General features: G+C 42.4%; 15 protein-coding genes and 2 tRNA genes. 4 read left to right on the plus strand and 13 right to left on the minus strand.

The genetic code is table 11. The features are described 5' to 3' along the window. The first annotated feature begins 110 nt into the window (after positions 1–110). Positions 111–2,366 (plus strand): FAD-dependent oxidoreductase, encoded by a 2,256-nt coding sequence (locus tag H140_RS0107980; protein WP_019673137.1) that lies wholly within the window; start codon positions 111–113, stop codon positions 2,364–2,366. A gap of 175 nt (positions 2,367–2,541) precedes the next feature. Continuing rightward, on the plus strand, positions 2,542–3,819 hold the full coding sequence (locus H140_RS0107985) for an outer membrane protein transport protein (protein WP_019673138.1): 1,278 nt from the start codon (positions 2,542–2,544) through the stop codon (positions 3,817–3,819). A gap of 45 nt (positions 3,820–3,864) precedes the next feature. On the opposite strand, the gene H140_RS0107990 is transcribed toward H140_RS0107985, so the two are convergent. From H140_RS0107990 to H140_RS14255, 11 genes are all read right to left on the minus strand, one after another. After that, positions 3,865–4,818, minus strand: coding sequence for a calcium/sodium antiporter (locus H140_RS0107990; protein WP_019673139.1), 954 nt, complete (start codon positions 4,816–4,818; stop codon positions 3,865–3,867). A gap of 203 nt (positions 4,819–5,021) precedes the next feature. Further along, complete coding sequence (gene panD, locus H140_RS0107995) at positions 5,022–5,402, minus strand: aspartate 1-decarboxylase (RefSeq protein WP_019673140.1); 381 nt, start codon at positions 5,400–5,402, stop codon at positions 5,022–5,024. 173 nt (positions 5,403–5,575) lie between these two features. Continuing rightward, entirely contained in the window at positions 5,576–6,163 is a 588-nt protein-coding gene (gene pth, locus H140_RS0108000; protein ID WP_019673141.1) for an aminoacyl-tRNA hydrolase, read from the minus strand. A gap of 202 nt (positions 6,164–6,365) precedes the next feature. Next, on the minus strand, positions 6,366–7,043 hold the full coding sequence (locus H140_RS0108005; protein ID WP_019673142.1) for a 50S ribosomal protein L25/general stress protein Ctc: 678 nt from the start codon (positions 7,041–7,043) through the stop codon (positions 6,366–6,368). Between the two features lie 439 nt (positions 7,044–7,482). Then, positions 7,483–8,439, minus strand: a complete 957-nt coding sequence (locus tag H140_RS0108010) for a ribose-phosphate pyrophosphokinase (RefSeq protein WP_019673143.1) — start codon at positions 8,437–8,439, stop codon at positions 7,483–7,485. Between the two features lie 89 nt (positions 8,440–8,528). Further along, positions 8,529–8,604 (minus strand) — tRNA-Gln (locus H140_RS0108015). A gap of 228 nt (positions 8,605–8,832) precedes the next feature. Next, positions 8,833–8,908: transfer RNA gene (locus H140_RS0108020), tRNA-Gln, on the minus strand. A gap of 183 nt (positions 8,909–9,091) precedes the next feature. Continuing rightward, entirely contained in the window at positions 9,092–10,066 is a 975-nt protein-coding gene (gene ispE, locus H140_RS0108025; protein WP_019673144.1) for a 4-(cytidine 5'-diphospho)-2-C-methyl-D-erythritol kinase, read from the minus strand. A gap of 88 nt (positions 10,067–10,154) precedes the next feature. Continuing rightward, a complete protein-coding gene (gene lolB / locus H140_RS0108030) occupies positions 10,155–10,847 on the minus strand; it encodes a lipoprotein insertase outer membrane protein LolB (RefSeq protein WP_156819125.1) in 693 nt (230 codons plus the stop codon). A 141-nt stretch (positions 10,848–10,988) separates the two neighbouring features. Then, positions 10,989–13,052 (minus strand): tetratricopeptide repeat protein, encoded by a 2,064-nt coding sequence (locus H140_RS0108035; protein WP_019673146.1) that lies wholly within the window; start codon positions 13,050–13,052, stop codon positions 10,989–10,991. A gap of 569 nt (positions 13,053–13,621) precedes the next feature. Beyond that, entirely contained in the window at positions 13,622–14,611 is a 990-nt protein-coding gene (locus H140_RS14255; RefSeq protein ID WP_019673147.1) for a polyprenyl synthetase family protein, read from the minus strand. Positions 14,612–15,050: 439 nt separating this feature from the next. Between H140_RS14255 and fadB the strand changes: the two genes are divergently transcribed. Next, positions 15,051–17,207, plus strand: coding sequence for a fatty acid oxidation complex subunit alpha FadB (gene fadB / locus H140_RS0108055; RefSeq protein ID WP_019673149.1), 2,157 nt, complete (start codon positions 15,051–15,053; stop codon positions 17,205–17,207). Positions 17,208–17,423: 216 nt separating this feature from the next. Further along, positions 17,424–18,596, plus strand: coding sequence for an acetyl-CoA C-acyltransferase FadA (gene fadA, locus H140_RS0108060; RefSeq protein WP_019673150.1), 1,173 nt, complete (start codon positions 17,424–17,426; stop codon positions 18,594–18,596). A 161-nt stretch (positions 18,597–18,757) separates the two neighbouring features. Here fadA and H140_RS0108065 read toward each other — a convergent pair whose 3' ends face one another. Next, complete coding sequence (locus H140_RS0108065) at positions 18,758–19,000, minus strand: hypothetical protein (RefSeq protein WP_019673151.1); 243 nt, start codon at positions 18,998–19,000, stop codon at positions 18,758–18,760. A gap of 55 nt (positions 19,001–19,055) precedes the next feature. Continuing rightward, positions 19,056–20,111 carry a phosphatidate cytidylyltransferase gene (locus H140_RS15180; protein WP_019673152.1) on the minus strand — a complete coding sequence of 352 codons (1,056 nt, stop codon included), beginning with the start codon at positions 20,109–20,111 and terminating at the stop codon, positions 19,056–19,058. Positions 20,112–20,125 lie beyond the last annotated feature (14 nt).

Genomic DNA, 20,125 nt, shown 5'->3' on the forward strand with positions numbered 1-20,125 from the left:
TAAATTATGGTAACGTTGCTTATCTAAATTGGATATGTTTTTTCGTTTTTATATCTTTTGCTTTCTATTTTGATCTTTTTTTCATCTATATTTATATAAGGATATCTTTTATGGCAGTCGCCGCTACCTTTAACCTAAACTCGAAAGAGTGTCAGGAAAAAAACGCTGATCAGATAAAAAACAGCCAGCCACAAAGTAGCCAGCCGTTAGATAAATCAGACAATCAACTGACAACTACCAGTATCAGCTACCCCCATATTTTTGAGCCATTAGATTTAGGTCATACCAGCTTAAAAAATAGGATAGTAATGGGGTCAATGCACACTGGACTTGAAGACCGCTTTTATAATTATGGCAAATTGGCCGCCTATTTTGCAGAGCGTGCAAAAGGTGGGGTTGCTATGATGATTACAGGTGGTATCTCACCAAACCGTGAAGGTTGGCTATTACCTGCTGGTGGCACGATGAATACCAAGGCAGACGTTATCAACCATCAACGTGTCACTCGTGCTGCACATCGTTATGATAGCAAAATTATCATGCAAATCTTGCATAGTGGTCGCTATGGCTATCATCCATTTGTGGTATCGGCTAGCCCGATTAAATCCCCCATCTCACCCTTCAAACCTCGCCAAATGAGTATCAGAAATATTAAGCGTACCATTGAAGATTATGCGCGTGCAGCGAGCTTGGCCAAGCAAGCTGGCTATGATGGTGTTGAGGTGATGGGCTCAGAAGGCTATTTGCTCAATCAGTTTATGTCACGTCATGTCAACCAGCGCAAGGACGAATATGGTGGTGATATTCATGGGCGCATGAAGTTTGCCATCGAGGTAGTACAGGCTATCCGTCAAGCTGTCGGTAGCGACTTTATTATCTTATTCCGCCTGTCGGTAATTGATCTAGTGCAAGATGGTAACGTCATGGATGAAGTGATTACGGTAGCTAAGGCATTAGAAGAGGCAGGTGTTAGCATTATTAATACTGGTATTGGCTGGCACGAAGCACGTGTACCAACTATTGTGACTAGTGTACCACGTGCAGCTTTTGCTGATTATACCGCTGAGGTCAAAAAGCACGTGTCAATTCCAGTAATGGCAGCCAACCGCATTAATATGCCTGAGACTGCTGAGCAGGTATTGGCTTCTGGCAAGGCTGATTTGATTCAAATGGCACGTCCATTTTTAGCAGATCCAGCTTGGGTTAATAAAGCGCGCAATGGTCAAACAAATCTTATTAACACCTGTATTGCGTGTAACCAAGCCTGTCTCGATCATACTTTTGAAAACAAGCGTTCAACCTGCCTAGTAAACCCACAAGCTTGTTATGAGACTGAACTGGTATATGAGCCTACCAAAAAGCCAAAAAATATTGCAATAGTCGGTGGTGGTGTCGCTGGTATGTCAGCGGCAACTGTTGCTGCAAAACGTGGTCATAAAGTCACTTTATTTGAAGAAAAAGATATTTTAGGTGGTCAGTTTAACTATGCTAAAGTGATTCCTGGTAAGGAGGAGTTTTTTGAGACCACCCGCTATTTCTTAAATGAGCTTAATCACAATAAGGTTGAGATCAAGCTTAACACCAAGGTTACCAAAGAGATGCTGGATGAAGGTAATTATGATCATGTGATTGTGGCCACTGGGGTAGTGCCACGCAGCTTGATTGGTAAGCTTGAAGGTGCAGATAATCCAAAAGTTATTAACTATGCTGAGCTGCTATCGGGTGAAAAAGAAGTGGGTGATACAGTGGCGGTAATTGGCGCTGGTGGTATTGGTTTTGATGTTAGCGAATATTTGACCGCACGTCACGGTCAACCGTTACATGAGCTTGGTCCTGAGACCCTAAAAGATCCAAGCTATCGTCCAGAGCCACAAGGTATTGAAGAGTGGATGCAAGAGTGGGGGGTGAACACGGATGTGGAGTATCAAACAGATGGTGGCTTAACCCAGCCTGAAAAAATCAAACCAGCCCGTCAAGTATATTTATTACAGCGTCGTTCTGGCCGCTTGGGTAAGGGTTTAAATAAAACCACAGGCTGGGTGCATCGTGCTCATATTAAGTCACACGGCGTGATGCAGATGCCAGGGGTTACTTATGATAAGGTGACCAATGAAGGGCTATGGATTACCACACCACAAGGTCATAGCCAGCTATTGCGTGTTGATACTATTGTTGTTTGTGCTGGTCAAGAGTCAGTTAATGAGCTGATGCCAGCGGTGACAGATGGCAAAGTTAAAGATGGCAAAGCTAAAGGCGGCGCAAAAGCGAAGACCCAATACCACATCATTGGTGGTGCTAAGCTGGCTGCTGAGTTGGATGCAAAACGTGCAATACGTGATGGGGCAGAGCTGGCCGCTAAGCTTTAAAAACTAAGCTTTAAAAACATTACTATAAACAAAAGACTGATATTAACTGTAAAAAAGAGTGCTTATTAACTTAAGCGCTCTTTTTTATTTTGTTTTAAGAAGCTTGAAATAATAATTTACATTTAGCAAACAAGTCAGTAAGATAAAAGATTGTTAACTGACAAAAGGAATTGTCATGAGTAAAAAGCTACTATGCCCAATGCGACACACAGCAATGGCCACAAGCATAATTGCTACTATCTTTGCCACCACTCCTGCACACGCTGCTGGTCTTGAATATACCAAACAATCTATTCTACCTATTTTTGAAGACGGCAATTATGCCGAGTTAACCTATGCCTATGTTGATCCCAAAATTGAAGGGCACGATGTGACAGGCGGTTTGGGTTCAGCTCAGAATAACAAAATTCGCGATATGATGGATGATTTTAATATTTTTGGTGCCGCAATTAAGGTAGCACCTACCGAAGATACGGCGTTGGCTTTGATATATGATGAGCCGTTTGGAGTCGATACACTGTACACTACTGGTAGTGAGTTTAATAACGCGATGGGTACTACGGAAGCACGAGTGGATACCAGAGGCTTAACTTTACTGGGTGGTGGTAAGATACACAACAATGTTTGGGTCTATGGCGGGCTTGAGTATCAACAAGCAGAAGGATTTTTGACCCTAGCACAAAAATTTGACGAGGATCCTATTTATTATGACTTAAAAACGTCAGGCAAAAGTCATACTTATATCCCTGTGGTGGGCTTTGCTTATGAAGTCCCCCGTATCATGCTAAGAGCAGCCCTCACTTGGCGTGGGGAAGGCCGACACAGTCTTAAAGCGTCAGAAAGCTTATTGGTTAATAATGGTCTTTTGAATCCAACAGCACCAACAGATTATAACCACATTCCAAGCGGTATTAAGCAGGCATTAGCATTGCCAGAAGTGACGTTTGGCCCAACAAAACTTAGCCTTAAAACCCCACAATCAGTTAACTTTGATTTTCAAACTGGACTTAGTGAGAAATATCAACTTTTGGGAATGCTCAATGCACGTTGGGTAGAGTGGAGTAAGTTTGAGATAACGCCACATGCAATTACACAAGTGGTCGGTGAGCCATTGGCAGAATATGGGAAAGATGCTTATTCGGTCGAGGTTGCTTTGGGTAAGCAGTTTACTCCTAAGTTCTCTGGTGAGATACGGGTAGGTTATGACTCAGGTACAGGCGAACCACTAAGCTTGCTTGGCCCATACGATGCATTTAAGACAGTGGCATTAGGCGGTAGTTATGATGTCACCAATAACTTCAATGTCTCTGCTGGTGCTCAGTACATATGGTTTGATGGCGGTTTGGCGTATTCAAAGCTACCCATCGAAGATACCTTATCACAGCGAGCCATTGCCAAATTTAAAGATGGCACTGGCTATGCGGTGGGTATGAAGCTGGGTTATAAGTTTTAGTTAAATGCTTCGCGCTAAGGTAAACGATCAGCGCCAAGTTAACGCTTAAAGTGATGTCAGGCCAAGCCATACTGAGTATCCAATAAAGGCTAATAACAGTACTAAGCCACTGGCCTGCTTCATGACGCCTTGACGCTTAAAGGCGATAATGGCCAACACAAATAGCAACACAGTGGCAATGCCGACCATCAGCATATCACGTGATAGCACTTGTGGCTCAATGTTATCCATGGGATGAATGATGGCCGCCAGTCCTACCACACCCAAGGTGTTAAATAAGTTGGAGCCAATCACATTACCCAGTGCCATATCGTGCTCACCACGTCTGGCAGCGGTAACACTGGCGACCAGCTCAGGCAATGATGTCCCTACGGCGACAATGGTTAACCCAATAACCAACTCACTCATGCCCAAGAAGGTGGCAAGCTTAACAGCACCCCACACAATCGCTTGCGAGCTACCAATTAACAATCCCAAACCAACAACAATGCCAATGACCGCTTTGAGGGTATTGACCTTTTTTTCTGGATCTATTTCGGCATCGGTGTGATGACGTAAGCTTAAATAGATTTGAATTAACAATACGCTAATCAAAGCTATCATGAGGACAACGCCATCAACTAGGCTTAAGCTGCCATCGACCAGTTGAAAAGCCGCCAAAGCGGTCACCAGCAGCAGTAACACTAAGTCATAGCGTACCACATCACTGCGAATCAATACTGGGCTGATCAAGGCGGTAACTCCCAGCACCAAGGTGATGTTAATGATATTGGAGCCATACGCATTTCCCAGCGCTAGGCCAGGGCTGCCTGATAGGGCGGCTAGGGCGGAGACCACCATCTCTGGAGCAGAAGTACCAACCCCTAAGATGACAACTCCGATTAAAAAACTTGGCATATTAAAGCGGATGGCCAAATCGGTAGCACCATCAATAAAGGCATCAGCACTCCATACTAATATGATTAGGCCAACAATGACCGCAAATAGTGCTAGTGCCATAAACTTCTCCAACTATTCATTTAAAGTCATTTAAAAAAGCGCTAAGTAATACAATCACTTAGCGCTTAGTATTCATTTTATTTATAACAATATATTTAATACTTACTTAAGAGTTGTTAACTTAAAGACGTTTTTTTTACTTAAATAACTAGGTATGTGCAATAACCACTATTTGCATCAATAACTACTATTTGCATCAACAACTAAGACACTTGCACTGGGATGACGTTGGCGGTATCTTTTACTGTATTGTCTTCATTGCAATAGACCAGCCTGGGCTTATGGTTGTCTGCTTCGTTATCATCCATTTGTGCATAGGCACAGATAATGACGATATCACCTAAATCTGCCATATGAGCGGCAGCACCATTTAAGGAGATAATGCCTGAGCCTGCTTCAGCTCGAATTGCATAGGTACGAAAGCGCTTGCCATTGGTGACATTATAAATATCAATCGATTCATTTTCACGAATCCCGGACAACTCTAATAAGTTACCATCTATACCGCATGAGCCTTCATAGTGAAGGTCTGCATGGGTGACACGGGCACGGTGTATTTTGCCTTTTAATAAGGTCAATAACATAGAGGGTTCCTTGAAATAATAGACTCTAACTATAATATGCAGCAATGCATAAAAAAACTTAACTGCAAATTATACCCATATTTAGAGTCAGATGCTGAAGTTTTTTTGCACGCTGTTTGTGCGTAAATATGAGGTTTGCTGGCGGGCTTGTGTTTTGACTTGTGCTTGAGGTATTAGTTTGAAGACAGCTTAAACCCATTAATTTGGGTGCGTGCTTTTTCAAACTCACCAGAAACCAGCAAAGGGAGTGCATCCATGGCTGCATCTAACGCAGCCTCAATAGCGACTTGATCATCAGGGGATGGCTTAGAGAGGACATGACCGCTAACTTTGGACTTATGGCCGGGATGACCAATGCCAATGCGCAGACGATGAAAATCATTGCCAAGATGTGGGGTAATATCACGAAGACCGTTATGACCACCATGACCACCGCCTGTTTTTAACTTAATACTGCCAGCAGGAATATCAAGCTCATCATGAGCGATTAACAGCTCATTGGGCTTAATTCCATAGTAGTTGACCATAGGGACGACAGACTGACCTGATTTATTCATAAAAGTCATCGGCAATAATAGACGCACATCGGTATCATAGATACGACCACGACCAGTTAAACCATGAAATTTTTTATCAGCTGCCAGCTCAATATTGAAGCGGTCAGCAATCAGGGCCACAAACCAAAAGCCAGCATTATGCCTAGTTTCTGCATACTGCTGGCCTGGGTTGCCAAGCCCAACAATAAGTTTAAGTTGGGACATAGCGATCTCACTTTACTTTAAAAATAGATTATTTTAAAAACAAATTATTTTAAAACAATTAATGGTAAGACAGAAGCCTATAAATATTGACGATATTACAAATAGTAGCTACTTATTTTCTAAGCAAGATAGAAAGAGTGGTCTAATTTAACCTTGCTTAGGTGCGCTTACTAAGATACGCCAACAATTGATACGCCAAAAATTATTCGCCTTTGTCTTCTTCATCACCTTGAGAGCTGGCTGGAACGTCAGCTGCATCAACTTCTACTTCAGTATCTTCGTCAACCTCTTCAACAGTTGGTGCCTGCATGTTAACAACAGTGCGGTCCACTGGCTCATCAACGTCAAGTTCGAAGATGATAACGCCTTCTGGAAGTTTGATGTCTGTTAAGTGTAGTGACTCACCAATTTCTAGCTCAGATACGTCAACTTCTAGGTACTCTGGTAGATCTTGTGGAAGACATACGATTTCAATGTCAGTCACTAGTGTAGATAGGATACCACCAGCTTTCAGACCAGGCGCATCTTCGCGACCAGTGAAGTGGATTGGAATCTGCATGTTGATCTTCTGACCTTTTACAATGCGCTGGAAGTCAGCATGCATTGGGAAGCCTTTTGAAGGATGGCGCTGTAAGTCTTTAATAACGGCCAGATGATCTTCGCCATCTAGCTCAATGGTTAGAATGTTTGAGAAGAACGCTTCGTTCTCAAGTAATTTGCGCAACTCATTGTCTTTGATTGAGATCGCTGTTGGTTCTTCGTTACCACCATAGATAATGGCTGGTACTAAGTTTTGCTTACGCAGGCGGCGGCTCGCACCTTTGCCCTGCTGATCTTCGGTACGGACGATACCGTTTACCGTATATAGTTCATTACTCATAAGAGTATCCTTGCTTAAATAATTGGGTTGGATGATGTGTATTAACCATGCTTGCGACCAACATAGTTAAGGCAACATCTTTGAGTTTTTTCTGCTGTCAATCTGTATTCTACTCGTCGGTTAGCATCATAGCTTTTCACAAATAGCAGCGTGTAAAATGCTGTTAATAGGACAGGACAGAATGGTCGCCAGTCCTAGCAAGACGCAGAAAAGGCGTATTATACGCTGATGAACATATAAAATCCAGTAAAAAACCGCTCACTAAAATAGGAGCGGTTTTTTAAAACAGTTGGCAAGATTCATAGGTACTAGGGCGTGTCTTCAATTCGTTCAATGACATTTAAATGGGTTAAGGCTAAAAAATGAAGATACGCCCTAGACTTAGTATTTAAGAAATGTTTGGCTAGGTCTAGTTTTGTTAGGGCTTACCGAAAGAGTATTAAGTATTAATAGACTCAAACATCGCACTAATAGACTCTTCGTTATTAATGCGGCGTAAGCTTTCTGCCAATAACGGTGCAATGGTTACCTGACGGATTTTTTCGCAAGCTTTTGCTTCTTCAGATAATGGAATGGTGTCGGTTACAACCAGCTCATCAAGTACTGAGCTGCTAATGTTGTCTAACGCTTTACCTGATGATACAGGGTGGGTAATATAACCTAAAACACGACGTGCACCATTATCCTTTAGTGCTTGAGCAGCTTTGCACAAGGTGCCTGCGGTATCGACCATATCATCCACAATGACACAGTCGCGGTCTTTGACATCACCGATAATGTGCATCACTTGTGACTCATTGGCACGCGCACGGCGTTTGTCAATAATTGCCAATTCAGTGTCGCCTAGCTCTTTTGCCATAGCACGTGCACGAACCACACCGCCTACATCAGGTGAGACGACCATAAGATCCTCATAACCCTGCTTTTGCAAATCTTTTAGCAAGACAGGCGTGCCGTAGATATTATCTACTGGGATATCGAAAAAGCCTTGGATTTGGTCTGAGTGCAAATCAACAGTCATAACACGGTCAATGCTGACGATGTTTAACATATCTGCAACTACTTTGGCAGAGATAGGCACCCGTGCGGAGCGTGGGCGACGATCTTGACGGGCATAGCCAAAGTACGGCATGACTGCGGTGATGCGACCAGCACTAGAACGGCGCAATGCATCAGCCATCACCATAATTTCCATCAAGTTGTCGTTAGTTGGAGCGCAGGTAGGTTGTAGAATGAAGACGTCTTTACCACGCACATGCTCTTTAATTTCAACAGCAATTTCGCCATCAGAGAAGCGCGTGACATCAGCACGGCCAAGAGGAATGTGAAGGTGATCTGCAACAGTTTTTGCCAGTTCAGGGTGGGCATTACCCGTAAAAATCGCCAGATATGGCATGGCTCAAGTCCTATTTATTTGACTTAATAATAAGAAGGAGCAGTAGAGACTGCAAAAATAAAGAAGAAAATTGAACGTCTAGAAGAAAATGGCAGGGGTAGCTGGACTCGAACCAACGGATGTCAGGATCAAAACCTGATGCCTTACCAACTTGGCTATACCCCTGTATTAGACTAACTTTATCAAGATGCAGCATGCTGATATTAATCTAGCATCTCTTTTGATGATTTGCTACCAAAATATTAATAATAGGCTTGCTAATATCTTGATAATTTTTTGCTGGCTATTTTCTTGGTTGCGTTCGTGGCGAACTATACCGAAAATTAACCATGTGTGTCAACAAGTTCGGCTGTTTTATTTTGTATATTGAAACATCTGAACTTATGACGAATATGGCAGGGGTAGCTGGACTCGAACCAACGGATGTCAGGATCAAAACCTGATGCCTTACCAACTTGGCTATACCCCTATATGGGCGAGTTATTATACAGAGTATTTCTATTAATGCAACCGTTTTTCAGTAATAATTGCAAAGTAATTTATTTTAGGCGTATTTTGCGCCTGCTTTGCGTGTTTTTATCTAAATTGTCTTAATTGTCTTAATTGTCTTAATTATCTAAATTGTCTAAATTGTCTAAATTGTCTAAATTATCTAAATTGTTTGAGCTGCGGCTTGTAGCGACTGACAAAGCACATAATCACAGGGTGGTGGATTTTGCTCTAGATATTGTGTCACCGTATCTAGCTGAGTGGTCTTTATTGGTAAATAAACACAACTGCCAGTGCCAGTCATGCGTGCGCTACAACTTGTCAGTACTTCTATACGCTGAAGATAGCTTAATGCCTCGCAGACCTCAGGTACTAAATCTGTCATTACAGCTTCAAATACATTGCAATAAGGTGGGCGCAGTTGGTTTAAATAGTCGGCTTGGTTCTCTTTAATGATAGATAGAGGTAAAGCGGGCATATCACGGCGCAAATTTGGATGTTGAAATAAGTTTTGGGTAGAGGCGTGCGCTTGAGGATGTAGCAATAAAAAGTGCTGCGCTGGTAACTTGATGGCAGTGAGCTTGTCGCCAATGCCTTCAGCAATGGCATCTTGCGCAAATACAAAAATCGGCACATCGGCACCCACAGTTGCGCCAATTTTGATGAGTTCTGCTTGCTTAAGTGGTGTGCAATCTAAAGCTTGTGTCCACAACTGATTGAGTGCAATTAGGGTGGTCGCCGCATTTGATGAGCCACCACCTAATCCTGCGCCAGTGGGGATTTTCTTGTGTAATTTGATATCAATTATCGGTAAGCGTTTTGGTAATGTGTCAGGCATAGCTAGATTGGTCTTTAACTCGTCTAACAGTGCTATTGCAGCTTTTGTAATTAAGTTATCTGCCAGATTGTTGGTAATAGTAAGGTTGCTGGTTAAGCGAATTGGTGTCTTGGCAGGATCCCTGGCTTGATGTAGATCAAAGCTCTGCTCTAAGGTAGAAAATGTGAGCTGATCGCCCCAATCTAATAAGCGAAATACGGTTTGTAGGTTGTGATATCCATCATCACGTTTACCAATAATATGCAAAAATAGGTTGATTTTGGCTGGTGAAAATAAGCTTAATCTGGTGATTGGTGTCATAGCAGATATCATTATATGCAGATAGATAGGTGGATAGATGGATAGTTAGTTAGTTTGGGTAGCTATCTATCTATCTATCATGGTATGTTTATTTGGCATGCTCAATGGTCATGGTGACTCTGTGACCATCGTGGCGCACTACTTTGATTCGACTGGGGCGCTGACTAGAAGTAGTATTTGGGTAATCAAAGTTGGCTGTCCAGTCATTATTTTGGCTGCTGCTGAGTCGTCCGTTTAGATCTAACTGACTATTGATATCTGAAGGTGCTGGGCGCCCAGAAATCCAATAGCGTAGTTGAGAGATAGGTGCTTGCCAGCCTGTGGCTTGTTGTAGTAGTGCTTCTGGTGAGCTGGCGCTAATTTCACCAGTACGCTCACTCACTAAGGTAGCGGTTTCACCGTTGTATTCGATAACAGTATGACCAATACCTAAGGCACCTGTGATATCGATGGCAAAGCGGTCATCTTGTTGCGCCCAGACATAAAATGCGCTGCCAGACTGAGCTCTGGTGCTTTCTGTCTGCGGAGTGGTGACACCAATTTTGCCACGGATATTAAAGGCTTGTAATAACTCAGGGTAGGCAGTATCTTTAGGCGCAACTACGGTGCTACTGGTACCAGCATTCATCTGTTGTGTGGTTTGGCAACCAGTAGCTACGAGAGCGCAACTGGCAATAATCAAGCCAAACCGTTTTTTTGAGGTGATCAGCATGTTCGTCTTAGTATGGTCAGTGGTGTGAACGCTTGTTGGAGATAGGGGGATAGAAGGTGGGGTAGTCATGGTTGTCCTTAGTTGTAGTTCTTTGATGTTGTAATATGTTAAATAGCATTTGATAGTGTAATGTAAATAGTAGTTGATAGCTTAAATAACAGCTAGCACTTGAATTTAGACTGGGCGGTAGATTGCCTCTACAAGACGAGTTTAGTACGCTTGAAGGCGATCACTTAAATCCTGCTGACCCAGCGCAAACCTTTGTTGAATATCATTAAATAAGTTCGCTACCTTATCGTCTTGATGCATGCCTTGATATGCGCGCAATAACAGAATACCTGAATCTAAAGTAGGGGAGATATTATAAGCTTCTTCCAAATAGCCAATCACCTCTTGATAACGTGCTTCAGATAAGGCATCTGCTGCGATTAAATTGAGTGCTGTTAAGTAGTTATCTTGATTAAATATGGGTGAGTTAAAGGGAATATCCAATATAGAATGTGCCAAGCTTAGTGCTTGTTTTACGTCCTGTTCATCATTAGATTCAAATAATAAGGTTGCCAACGCTATAAGATAGTTTGGATTTTCTGGATCTATTAGAATTAACCGATCGAGTAAGCGCTGCTTTAAGGCTGCATCCTTTTCATTATCCAATAGTTGCGCACGAGCAAATAACAACTTGGTATCATCTGGATAACGCTGGTTGGCCTCCGTTAATACCCTGTGTGCTTCAAGCAGTTTGTTTTGTTGTCGCAAAATATCTGCCTGCATAATGGCGCTTTCGGGTGCATAAACTTCAAATTGTTGGCTAAATTTTTCTAGAGCTGCTAATGCTTGGTCTGGATTGCCTTTTAGTAGCAAAATAGAGACCAGCTTTTGACGTGCTGGCAGCACCAGACTTTCTTGCATGACTTTCGATAAAAAACGTTCAGCACGCTCATAATTTTGTTGGCGCTCAGCACTGATACCTAAGTAGTAATAAGCCTGATCAATATAAGAGGGTGAAGACGCCAGTCCAGATAGCAGCTCATCTGCGCTATCATAGGCCTCTATGTCGATACTGACTAAAGCTGCAAGTAGTGTTACCTCATCATCGTGAAATAAGTCATGCGCTTCAAGTAGTAAGTGCCAAGCCTCTTGAGTCTGACCAAGCTCTAATCGGTACCGAATTTCATACAAATATAATGACTTGTTGTCTTTGAGGCGTTTGCGCTCATTACTGACGTATTGCAGCACCTCACGATCTGGCTCTAGCTGTTTTAAGATGTCTGATTTCAGGACGATAAATGCGGCATTGTCAGGCGCGAATTGTAGCGCACGATTGATACTGACCAGTGCAATATCCGGTTGCCCAAGCTGGGACATCAGACCAGCCTGCATTACCAATAACGAGGGGTTGTCATGCTTAGGTAGGGTCAGCAAGGTTTCTAATAGCAGGCGCTGATCTTGCTGGGTAGTGGGGTAAATTCCGATTAAAATTTCACTTAAATCTGCTTGTGGATCGTAATCTAGTATTTGTCCTAATACCTCACCAGCTAGCTCATAATTATTAGCTTTTAGTGCCAAATGTGCCACATAAAACAAAGCAGGAATGTGCTCTGGGTTTTGTTGTTGCCATTGCAAGGCAAAGGCAAGTGACTCTGCTGGCTCGTCATACAAAAGTGATAGCTCAAGCGCTCGCTCAAATACGCTGGTTGATTCTTGTTTGAGCGATTCTTGCTTATATAAGTTAAGAGCGTTATCAATGTCACCCCGATCTACCATAAACTCTGCCTGCATGACATTAAGCAAGCTTGGTCTGTCTGCAGTTAATGACAGGCGATTGTTGCTAGTATTAACAGGGTGACTAGGCGAGTTAGGATCTAAAGTCACCTGTTCGGTAAATAAGCTGTCTGATTCAGGTAGCTCTTGTTGGGTGTTGTCTTTACTGATCAGGTTTATAAGAGGCGATAGCACACGGCGCAGCGGATCTAATACACTGGCATTGGCTGAGATGGAGTGAGTAGCCACGCCAGCCAAACTAATCAGTAAGCAAGTACGAAGTAGGCGCTGGCGAGAGAGCGTGAGTCGTTGTGGTGTTTTTTTTGGTATTGACGAGGTTGGCTGATGTGCGGTCAGCGATTTTTTTCGTATGAAGCTTGGAGTATGCAGTAGTGTGATGGGCTTGATGATTTTAGGCTTTATTGCTTTAACAGGCAACTTGGTAGCTCGAAAGCAGGTTTCGAGCTTATGGATTGCTAGTTTAGGCTGTTGAAAAGGACGCATCAAACGCATAGATTTTCGCTTGTTAGTTCGCTTGTTAGTTCGCTTGTTAGTTCGCTTGTTAGTTCGCTTGGTAGTTTGTTAAAAAGGTTGTGTAAGTCATTCATTGGATAATGCAGTTAATAATAGGATTATGTCAGCTTTGGATTATATCAGTTACTATATATAAGAATACCCCATTCTCAACTTATTATAATCCAATTTACTATAATCCAATGTAGGCTGATGCTTTTAGCCCAGCGAAACTTATTTTTTAACCAAATATGCTCACAGCCTACGCAAAGAGTTGAGAGTGAGGTTGCTCGAGTATGAGCTACTAGATGGGTTAATAAAACCAAGCAACAAAATCACTTCATTTATACTACCACCACTTATTTTACGACAGTATGAATAGGTTTGGGTAGTGTAACTCCTAATCTATAATCTCAAGCTGACAACCTGCATACTTGATACTGAAATTGATATTGATATTGCAGTTGTCGCTTGAGTTCAAACTATCCTACCGTTGCATCGATAGCTATTGCCGCCTTATATCTCTACCCAAAACAGCTAGGTTTTATAGCGGATTGGGATAAAAAAAACTATTTTTTTCTATCCCATAGCCAGTCGGCCAATGTGTTTAAAGTAGTATTATGACCAAACTGATGCTCAATGCTATTAGTGGCTTCGGTGAATAAAGACTTGGCATAGTCTGTTGCAGTTGCGACACCCATGAGCTTAACATAAGTTGACTTGTTTAGCCCCTCATCACTGCCAGTAGGCTTACCTAATACATCGGTATCTGAGATTACATCAAGAATATCATCTTGTACTTGAAACGCTAAGCCTAGGCTGCGGGCAAATAACTCTAGTGCTGCCAACTGCGTATCATTCGCCTTGGCGCATACACCACCCATCAATGTGGCAGCCTCTATCAATGCGCCAGTCTTATCGCGATGAATGGCCTCAAGCTCTGCTTGGGTTACCTGTTTGCTCTCAGCGTTTAAGTCGAGCATTTGTCCAGAGACCATGCGTCTGGCTCTGGGAGCAAAGATACTGATTAACTTAGCAGCTTTTGCTTCAGGCATAGATTCAAAGCTTGGAAGATCAGCAGCTAATGCCTCAAAGGCTAAGGTCTGTAATACATCACCTGTCAACAAGGCAGTGGCTTCGTTAAATTCAATATGGCAGGTTGGGCGACCTCGGCGTAAGTCATCATCATCCATACAGGGTAAATCGTCATGAATCAGAGAGTAAGTGTGTAACAATTCAACCGCCAACATGGCACGGCGACAGTTAGCATTTAAGATAAATGTATTTGTACTCTTTTTATCAACCTGTGAGGATTGAACGGTGGCATAGGCACTGGCCACCAATAAGGGGCGTACCTTCTTACCAGCACCTGTCATCGCATAAGTACAGGCTTCTTTTAGCGGACTTGGTAGCCTAGCATACGTCAGTAGAGTGTCGATATCTGCTTGTAAAGTGGCAATGACTTGTTGGCTAAAGCTTCCAAAGGTATTGTCGGTGCTGAGGCTGGAGCTAAGCTCTGGTGTGGATTGAGGAGTGACCTGCTGTTTTGACATAAACATAAAGCTCGATATAAAAATTAAAAAAATGGCTACGTGACTTACTTACGTGACTTATTATGACACTATTCGTTTCATTTTAAGACTGTTAATATTTTAAATGCTATCAATGTGTTAAATACTATCGGTGGCTTGCATACAGTGAGTTTTAACACTATTGGCTTTATCATTATTGGGGTGTACATTCACTATAATCAATATATGACCTATGAGTCAGTCATTGCGCTGTGACAGCAAGGGGTTAAATCCCCTACACTAGCCGGCATAAGATTGTAGTGTACAGATAATTTCGTGCAAATTATATAATATAAAATTCATACAACCTGTGTATTTTTATCCTGTATGTTATACAGTCTCTAATAAAATTCATGATAGCTGTGGCTTTCAATGATAGGCTAAGCACTACCAAGCAAAGCGTGTTAACAATAACAAGGAGATTTACATGATATATCAAGGTAACCGCATTACGGTATCGATGTTAGAAGAAGGCATCGCCAATATGCACTTTAACGCAGAAAATGAAAGCGTTAACAAGTTTGATGCCGAAACCAATCAACAGTTTTCCGAAGCTGTTGATGCGCTTGAAAAAGCAGCAGACAGTATTAAAGGCTTAATTGTTACATCAGGTAAACGTGTATTTATTGCTGGTGCTGACATTACTGAATTTGTCGGTCATTTCCGTAAGGAAGAAACTGAAATCAGAGACTGGATCGTTGAAATTAACGGTGTATTCAATCGTTTTGAAGACTTGCCTTTTCCTAAAGTTGCCGCTATCAATGGCGCAGCACTAGGCGGTGGTTGTGAGATGACCTTAGTTTGTGAATACCGAGTTATGGGCGAAAAAGCGCAAATCGGTTTACCAGAAACTCAGTTAGGTATTTTCCCAGGCTTTGGTGGTAGCGTACGTACACCACGAGTCATCGGTATTGATAATGCACTAGAGCTTATCGCAACGGGCAAAGCGCAAAAGCCAGCACAAGCATTAAAACTAGGCTTGGTTGACGCCGTTGTTGCACAAGATGACTTGCAAGCCGCAGCGATTGACCTAGTCAAAAAAGCCATTGCTGGTGACTTAGACTGGCAAGCAAAACGTGAAGAGAAGCTGCAACCTGTTAAATTAAATCAGCTTGAGCAAACCATGGCATTTAATAGTGCTAAAGGCGCTATCTTCGCTAAAGCCAATCCTAAGCAGTATCCAGCGGTGGCAATTGCGATACAAGCGATTGAAAAGCATGTCAACTTGGGTCGTGACGAAGCAATCAAGGTTGAAGCAGCGCACTTTGCCAAAGCGGCTAAAACCCCACAAGCAGAAAGCTTAGTGGGTCTGTTCTTAAATGACCAAGCTGTTAAGAAACTGGCCAAACAGCACACTAAAAATGCGCATGACATCAATGAAGCAGCAGTACTTGGTGCTGGTATCATGGGTGGTGGTATTGCTTATCAAGCGGCTTCAAAAGGCCTGCCAATTATTATGAAAGACATTAAGTCTGAGCAATTAGACTTGGGTATGGGTGAAGCCAGCAAGCTACTAGGTAAACAGGTTGAGCGTAAGAGAATGACCCCAGCACAAATGGGCGAAACGCTAAGCCGTATCCGCCCTACTTTAAATTATGGTGACTTTGGTGAAACGGACATCGTTATCGAAGCGGTAGTTGAAAATCCAAAAGTTAAACACGCAGTATTAAAAGAAGTAGAAGGTCTAGTAAAAGAAAACGCTATTTTGGCTTCCAACACCTCAACCATCTCTATCACTCATCTAGCCACTGTGCTTGAGCGTCCAGAGAACTTCGTTGGTATGCACTTCTTTAACCCAGTACATCGTATGCCACTGGTCGAAGTTATTCGTGGTGAGAAGTCATCAGAAGAAGCGATTGCAACCACTGTTGCACTAGCTCAGCGTATGGGTAAAGTGCCTGTTGTGGTTAATGACTGCCCAGGCTTCTTAGTAAACCGCGTATTGTTCCCATACTTTGGTGCCTTTGATCTGTTATTAAAACAAGGCGCTGACTTTGTTCATGTGGACAAAGTTATGGAAAAATTCGGTTGGCCTATGGGCCCTGCATACTTAATTGACGTGGTGGGTTTGGATACGGGTGTACATGGTGCAGAAGTCATGGCAGAAGGCTTCCCAGATCGTATGAAGCCAGACTATAAAGGCGCTATCAAGCATTTGTTTGAAAATGAGCGTCTAGGTCAGAAAAATGGTGTGGGTTTTTATAAGTACGAAACTGACAAGCGTGGTAAGCCGAAAAAAGTGGCAGACGAAGCGACTTATGAGCTACTAAAAGCAACGACTGATAGTGACAAACAAGCTTTTGAAGATCAAACCATCATTGATCGTATGATGCTTGCGTTCTGTAACGAAACCGTTCGTTGCTTAGAAGATGAAATTGTTGCAACCCCAGCAGAAGCAGATATGGCAATGATCATGGGTGTTGGCTTCCCTCCATTCCGTGGTGGTCCATGTCGTTACATCGACCAAGTTGGCCTTGATAACTACTTAGCGCTATGTGAGAAATATGCTCACTTAGGTAAAGCTTATGAAGCACCACAAAAAATCCGTGATATGGCTGCCGCTGGCGAGACATTTTACCCATAAGCCTAATACGATAAACGTTTAAACAATTTAATTAGGGCTTACTGACAATATGGCTTTTGTGACTGAGTATTATTTATTTGCAGCCTATAAAAGATAGATTGCACTATCTAAGAGACTACGCAAAAAGCATCTTCAATAATATACAGTCGCTATAACATGATGAATGATGGCTATTCAAGTAAGTCCTAACCATAATAAAGATTCAAGGAGTATTAAATGACAACATTAAGTCCAAAAGACGTGGTCATCGTAGATGGTGTACGTTCTGCAATGGGTAGATCTAAGAATGGTATGTTTCGTAATGTTCGAGCTGATGACTTATCAGCTGAGCTGATGCGTGCATTAATCAAGCGTAATGACTTTGATCCTGTTGAGATTGAAGATGTTATTTGGGGCTGTGTACAACAAACTTTAGAGCAGGCCTATAATATTGGACGTAACAGTGCATTAATGGCTGATATTCCAAAAACAACGGGTGGCCAGACTGTCAACCGTTTATGCGGCTCTTCAATGCAAGCACTGCATACAGCAGCAGCTCAAATCATGACCAACCAAGGTGATATCTTCATCATCGGTGGTGTAGAGCACATGGGTCACGTGGGTATGATGCATGGTGTTGATATCAACCCAGCGGCCTCTAAGCACTTTGCCAAAGCCTCATTTATGATGGGTCTAACTGCAGAAATGCTAGGGCGCATGAATAATATCTCTCGTGAAGAGCAAGATGCCTTCGGTGCTGAGTCACATCGTCGTGCATGGGCAGCGACTACTGAGGGTCGTTTTGCTAATGAAATCGTAGGTATCGAAGGCCATGATGCTGAAGGTCGCTTACAGCTTTGTACAGTGGACGAAGTTATCCGTCCAGATACCACGGTTGAGTCGCTTGCGAAGCTACGCCCTGTATTTGATCCAGCTAATGGTACTGTCACTGCCGCCACCTCGTCTGCCTTGTCAGATGGTGCCTCTGCAATGCTTGTGATGAGCGCTCAAAAAGCGAAAGACTTAGGTCTAAAACCTCGTGCTCGTATCCGCAGTATGGCCGTAGCTGGTTGTGACGCCGCTATCATGGGCTACGGTCCAGTGCCAGCGACTCAAAAAGCGCTTAAGCGTGCTGGTATGAGTCTTGATGATATGCAAACTATCGAATTAAACGAAGCGTTTGCAGCCCAAAGTTTAGCGGTAATAAAAGCTTTAAATCTGACTGATAAGCAAGACATCATCAATATCAATGGTGGTGCGATTGCCTTGGGTCACCCACTAGGCTGTTCGGGTGCACGTATCACAGTCACGTTATTAAATGCGATGGAGCAGATGGATACAGAGATCGGTCTAGCGACTATGTGTATTGGTTTAGGTCAAGGTATTGCTACGGTTATTGAGCGTGTTTAATCACTGATTTAGATAAGTAATATGTCAATAGGATTAGGATGATTTAAACCTTTGGCATCAAAAAGCACCTCTGACGTAATGTTAGAGGTGCTTTTTTTGTTGTGATTTTTATGTTTCTGGTTTGTAGTTTATCTGATTTTCCTGAACCCATAGCTTTATCTTTACTTAGAACGTGAATGTATATTTTTTAATACTAGCTTTTTAATTTTCTCTTTAGATAGATTATTCGGAATACTATCTAAAAATTTCTTATCTTCTTCTGTTAAAATAACGCCCTCGATGGCGTTACTTGCCCTTGCTAAAGCTCTACGGTATTTCACAGCTTCAGGGTGCATTGATGTATTTCTATCTCTCGGCAATTGAGAGTAATCTACTTCAATACCTATTATTTCTTTCATATTCATAGTGTTTTCCTTAATTTTTACCCTATTACAATGGTTTGTTTGAGTAAATATCTTGTTACAAAAATTGCCAATAAATAAAAGTTATCACCGGCACCCCAATTAACAAACTATCCACCCGATCTAGGATACCACCATGTCCAGCAAGCATGGTGCCAGTATCTTTTATGCCATGTCGACGTTTGAAGGTTGATTCAAATAAGTCACCGATAATACCACTGATTGCCAAAAAGTAGGCAATTGCAAAGCATTGGATGACCGAAAATGAGGTTAACCATAACCCCAATAAGGTCGCTAATAAAGCGGACAGTAAGCTACCAAATAAGGCGCCTTCGATGGTCTTATTAGGACTTAAAGTTGGTGCTAGTTTTTTACTAAATAAGCGACCACCAAGCCAGCGGCCGCACAAATACTGAGCAATGTCATTAAACTGACTGGCAAAAATTACAAATAAAAATACCCCAGCCTGCTGGCGGACGATACTCAGATGCGCCAGTGCAATTAGGCTGATAATTAGATAAACAAAGGCGACGCACAGTCCTGTATCAACCCAAGTGACACGTTGCCACCAGTTTGCCAGACGTTTGGCTCGGCTTAATGTTAATGTGGCTTGGTGTGCTTTGGCCGGGATTGATTGAGATGGGCTTGGTTTAGAAGGAGGTAAGCTAAACAAACTAAAGCTGTTGGTATTAACACTAGTAAAGATAAGCTTATGAATGGCAACTGGGACAGGCTGAACCTTCAACCGTTCAAGCTTTTCGACAAAGGCAAGCTTACTCTTGGATCGCCACAAGCGTGATATTTCAAATAACCCCCGTAAGCCGATGATCACCAATAATATATCAATTGCCCACCAGTAAGGCTGGATATTAGCTTGATTGCTAATATTGGAGAGATAAAAACACATAAATAGCGCAGACAACATCCATAGCCATGAGCGGACTATCAGATAGACCTTAGGTAGCTTTTTTCGATTGTTGGGTATAGATAATAGTATCCAGACGATAAGATTTATCGTTAAGATGCTAAGCATAAATACAATGCTAGGTATAAATACAGCGCTGGGTATAAATACAATGCTGGGCATAAGCATAGTGCTGGCGGTCCATGTCATCTGATTATCTCATA

Origin of the sequence: Psychrobacter lutiphocae DSM 21542 (assembly GCF_000382145.1) — a bacterium.
Lineage (GTDB): Bacteria > Pseudomonadota > Gammaproteobacteria > Pseudomonadales > Moraxellaceae > Psychrobacter > Psychrobacter lutiphocae.

Coding starts and splice junctions, on each gene's coding strand:
- H140_RS0107980 (WP_019673137.1), top strand. CDS start 111: ATGGCAGTCGCCGCTACCTTTAACCTAAACTCGAAAGAGTGTCAGGAA.
- H140_RS0107985 (WP_019673138.1), top strand. CDS start 2,542: ATGAGTAAAAAGCTACTATGCCCAATGCGACACACAGCAATGGCCACA.
- H140_RS0107990 (WP_019673139.1), bottom strand. CDS start 4,818: ATGGCACTAGCACTATTTGCGGTCATTGTTGGCCTAATCATATTAGTA.
- panD (WP_019673140.1), bottom strand. CDS start 5,402: ATGTTATTGACCTTATTAAAAGGCAAAATACACCGTGCCCGTGTCACC.
- pth (WP_019673141.1), bottom strand. CDS start 6,163: ATGTCCCAACTTAAACTTATTGTTGGGCTTGGCAACCCAGGCCAGCAG.
- H140_RS0108005 (WP_019673142.1), bottom strand. CDS start 7,043: ATGAGTAATGAACTATATACGGTAAACGGTATCGTCCGTACCGAAGAT.
- H140_RS0108010 (WP_019673143.1), bottom strand. CDS start 8,439: ATGCCATATCTGGCGATTTTTACGGGTAATGCCCACCCTGAACTGGCA.
- ispE (WP_019673144.1), bottom strand. CDS start 10,066: ATGACACCAATCACCAGATTAAGCTTATTTTCACCAGCCAAAATCAAC.
- lolB (WP_156819125.1), bottom strand. CDS start 10,847: ATGACTACCCCACCTTCTATCCCCCTATCTCCAACAAGCGTTCACACC.
- H140_RS0108035 (WP_019673146.1), bottom strand. CDS start 13,052: ATGCGTTTGATGCGTCCTTTTCAACAGCCTAAACTAGCAATCCATAAG.
- H140_RS14255 (WP_019673147.1), bottom strand. CDS start 14,611: ATGTTTATGTCAAAACAGCAGGTCACTCCTCAATCCACACCAGAGCTT.
- fadB (WP_019673149.1), top strand. CDS start 15,051: ATGATATATCAAGGTAACCGCATTACGGTATCGATGTTAGAAGAAGGC.
- fadA (WP_019673150.1), top strand. CDS start 17,424: ATGACAACATTAAGTCCAAAAGACGTGGTCATCGTAGATGGTGTACGT.
- H140_RS0108065 (WP_019673151.1), bottom strand. CDS start 19,000: ATGAATATGAAAGAAATAATAGGTATTGAAGTAGATTACTCTCAATTG.
- H140_RS15180 (WP_019673152.1), bottom strand. CDS start 20,111: ATGACATGGACCGCCAGCACTATGCTTATGCCCAGCATTGTATTTATA.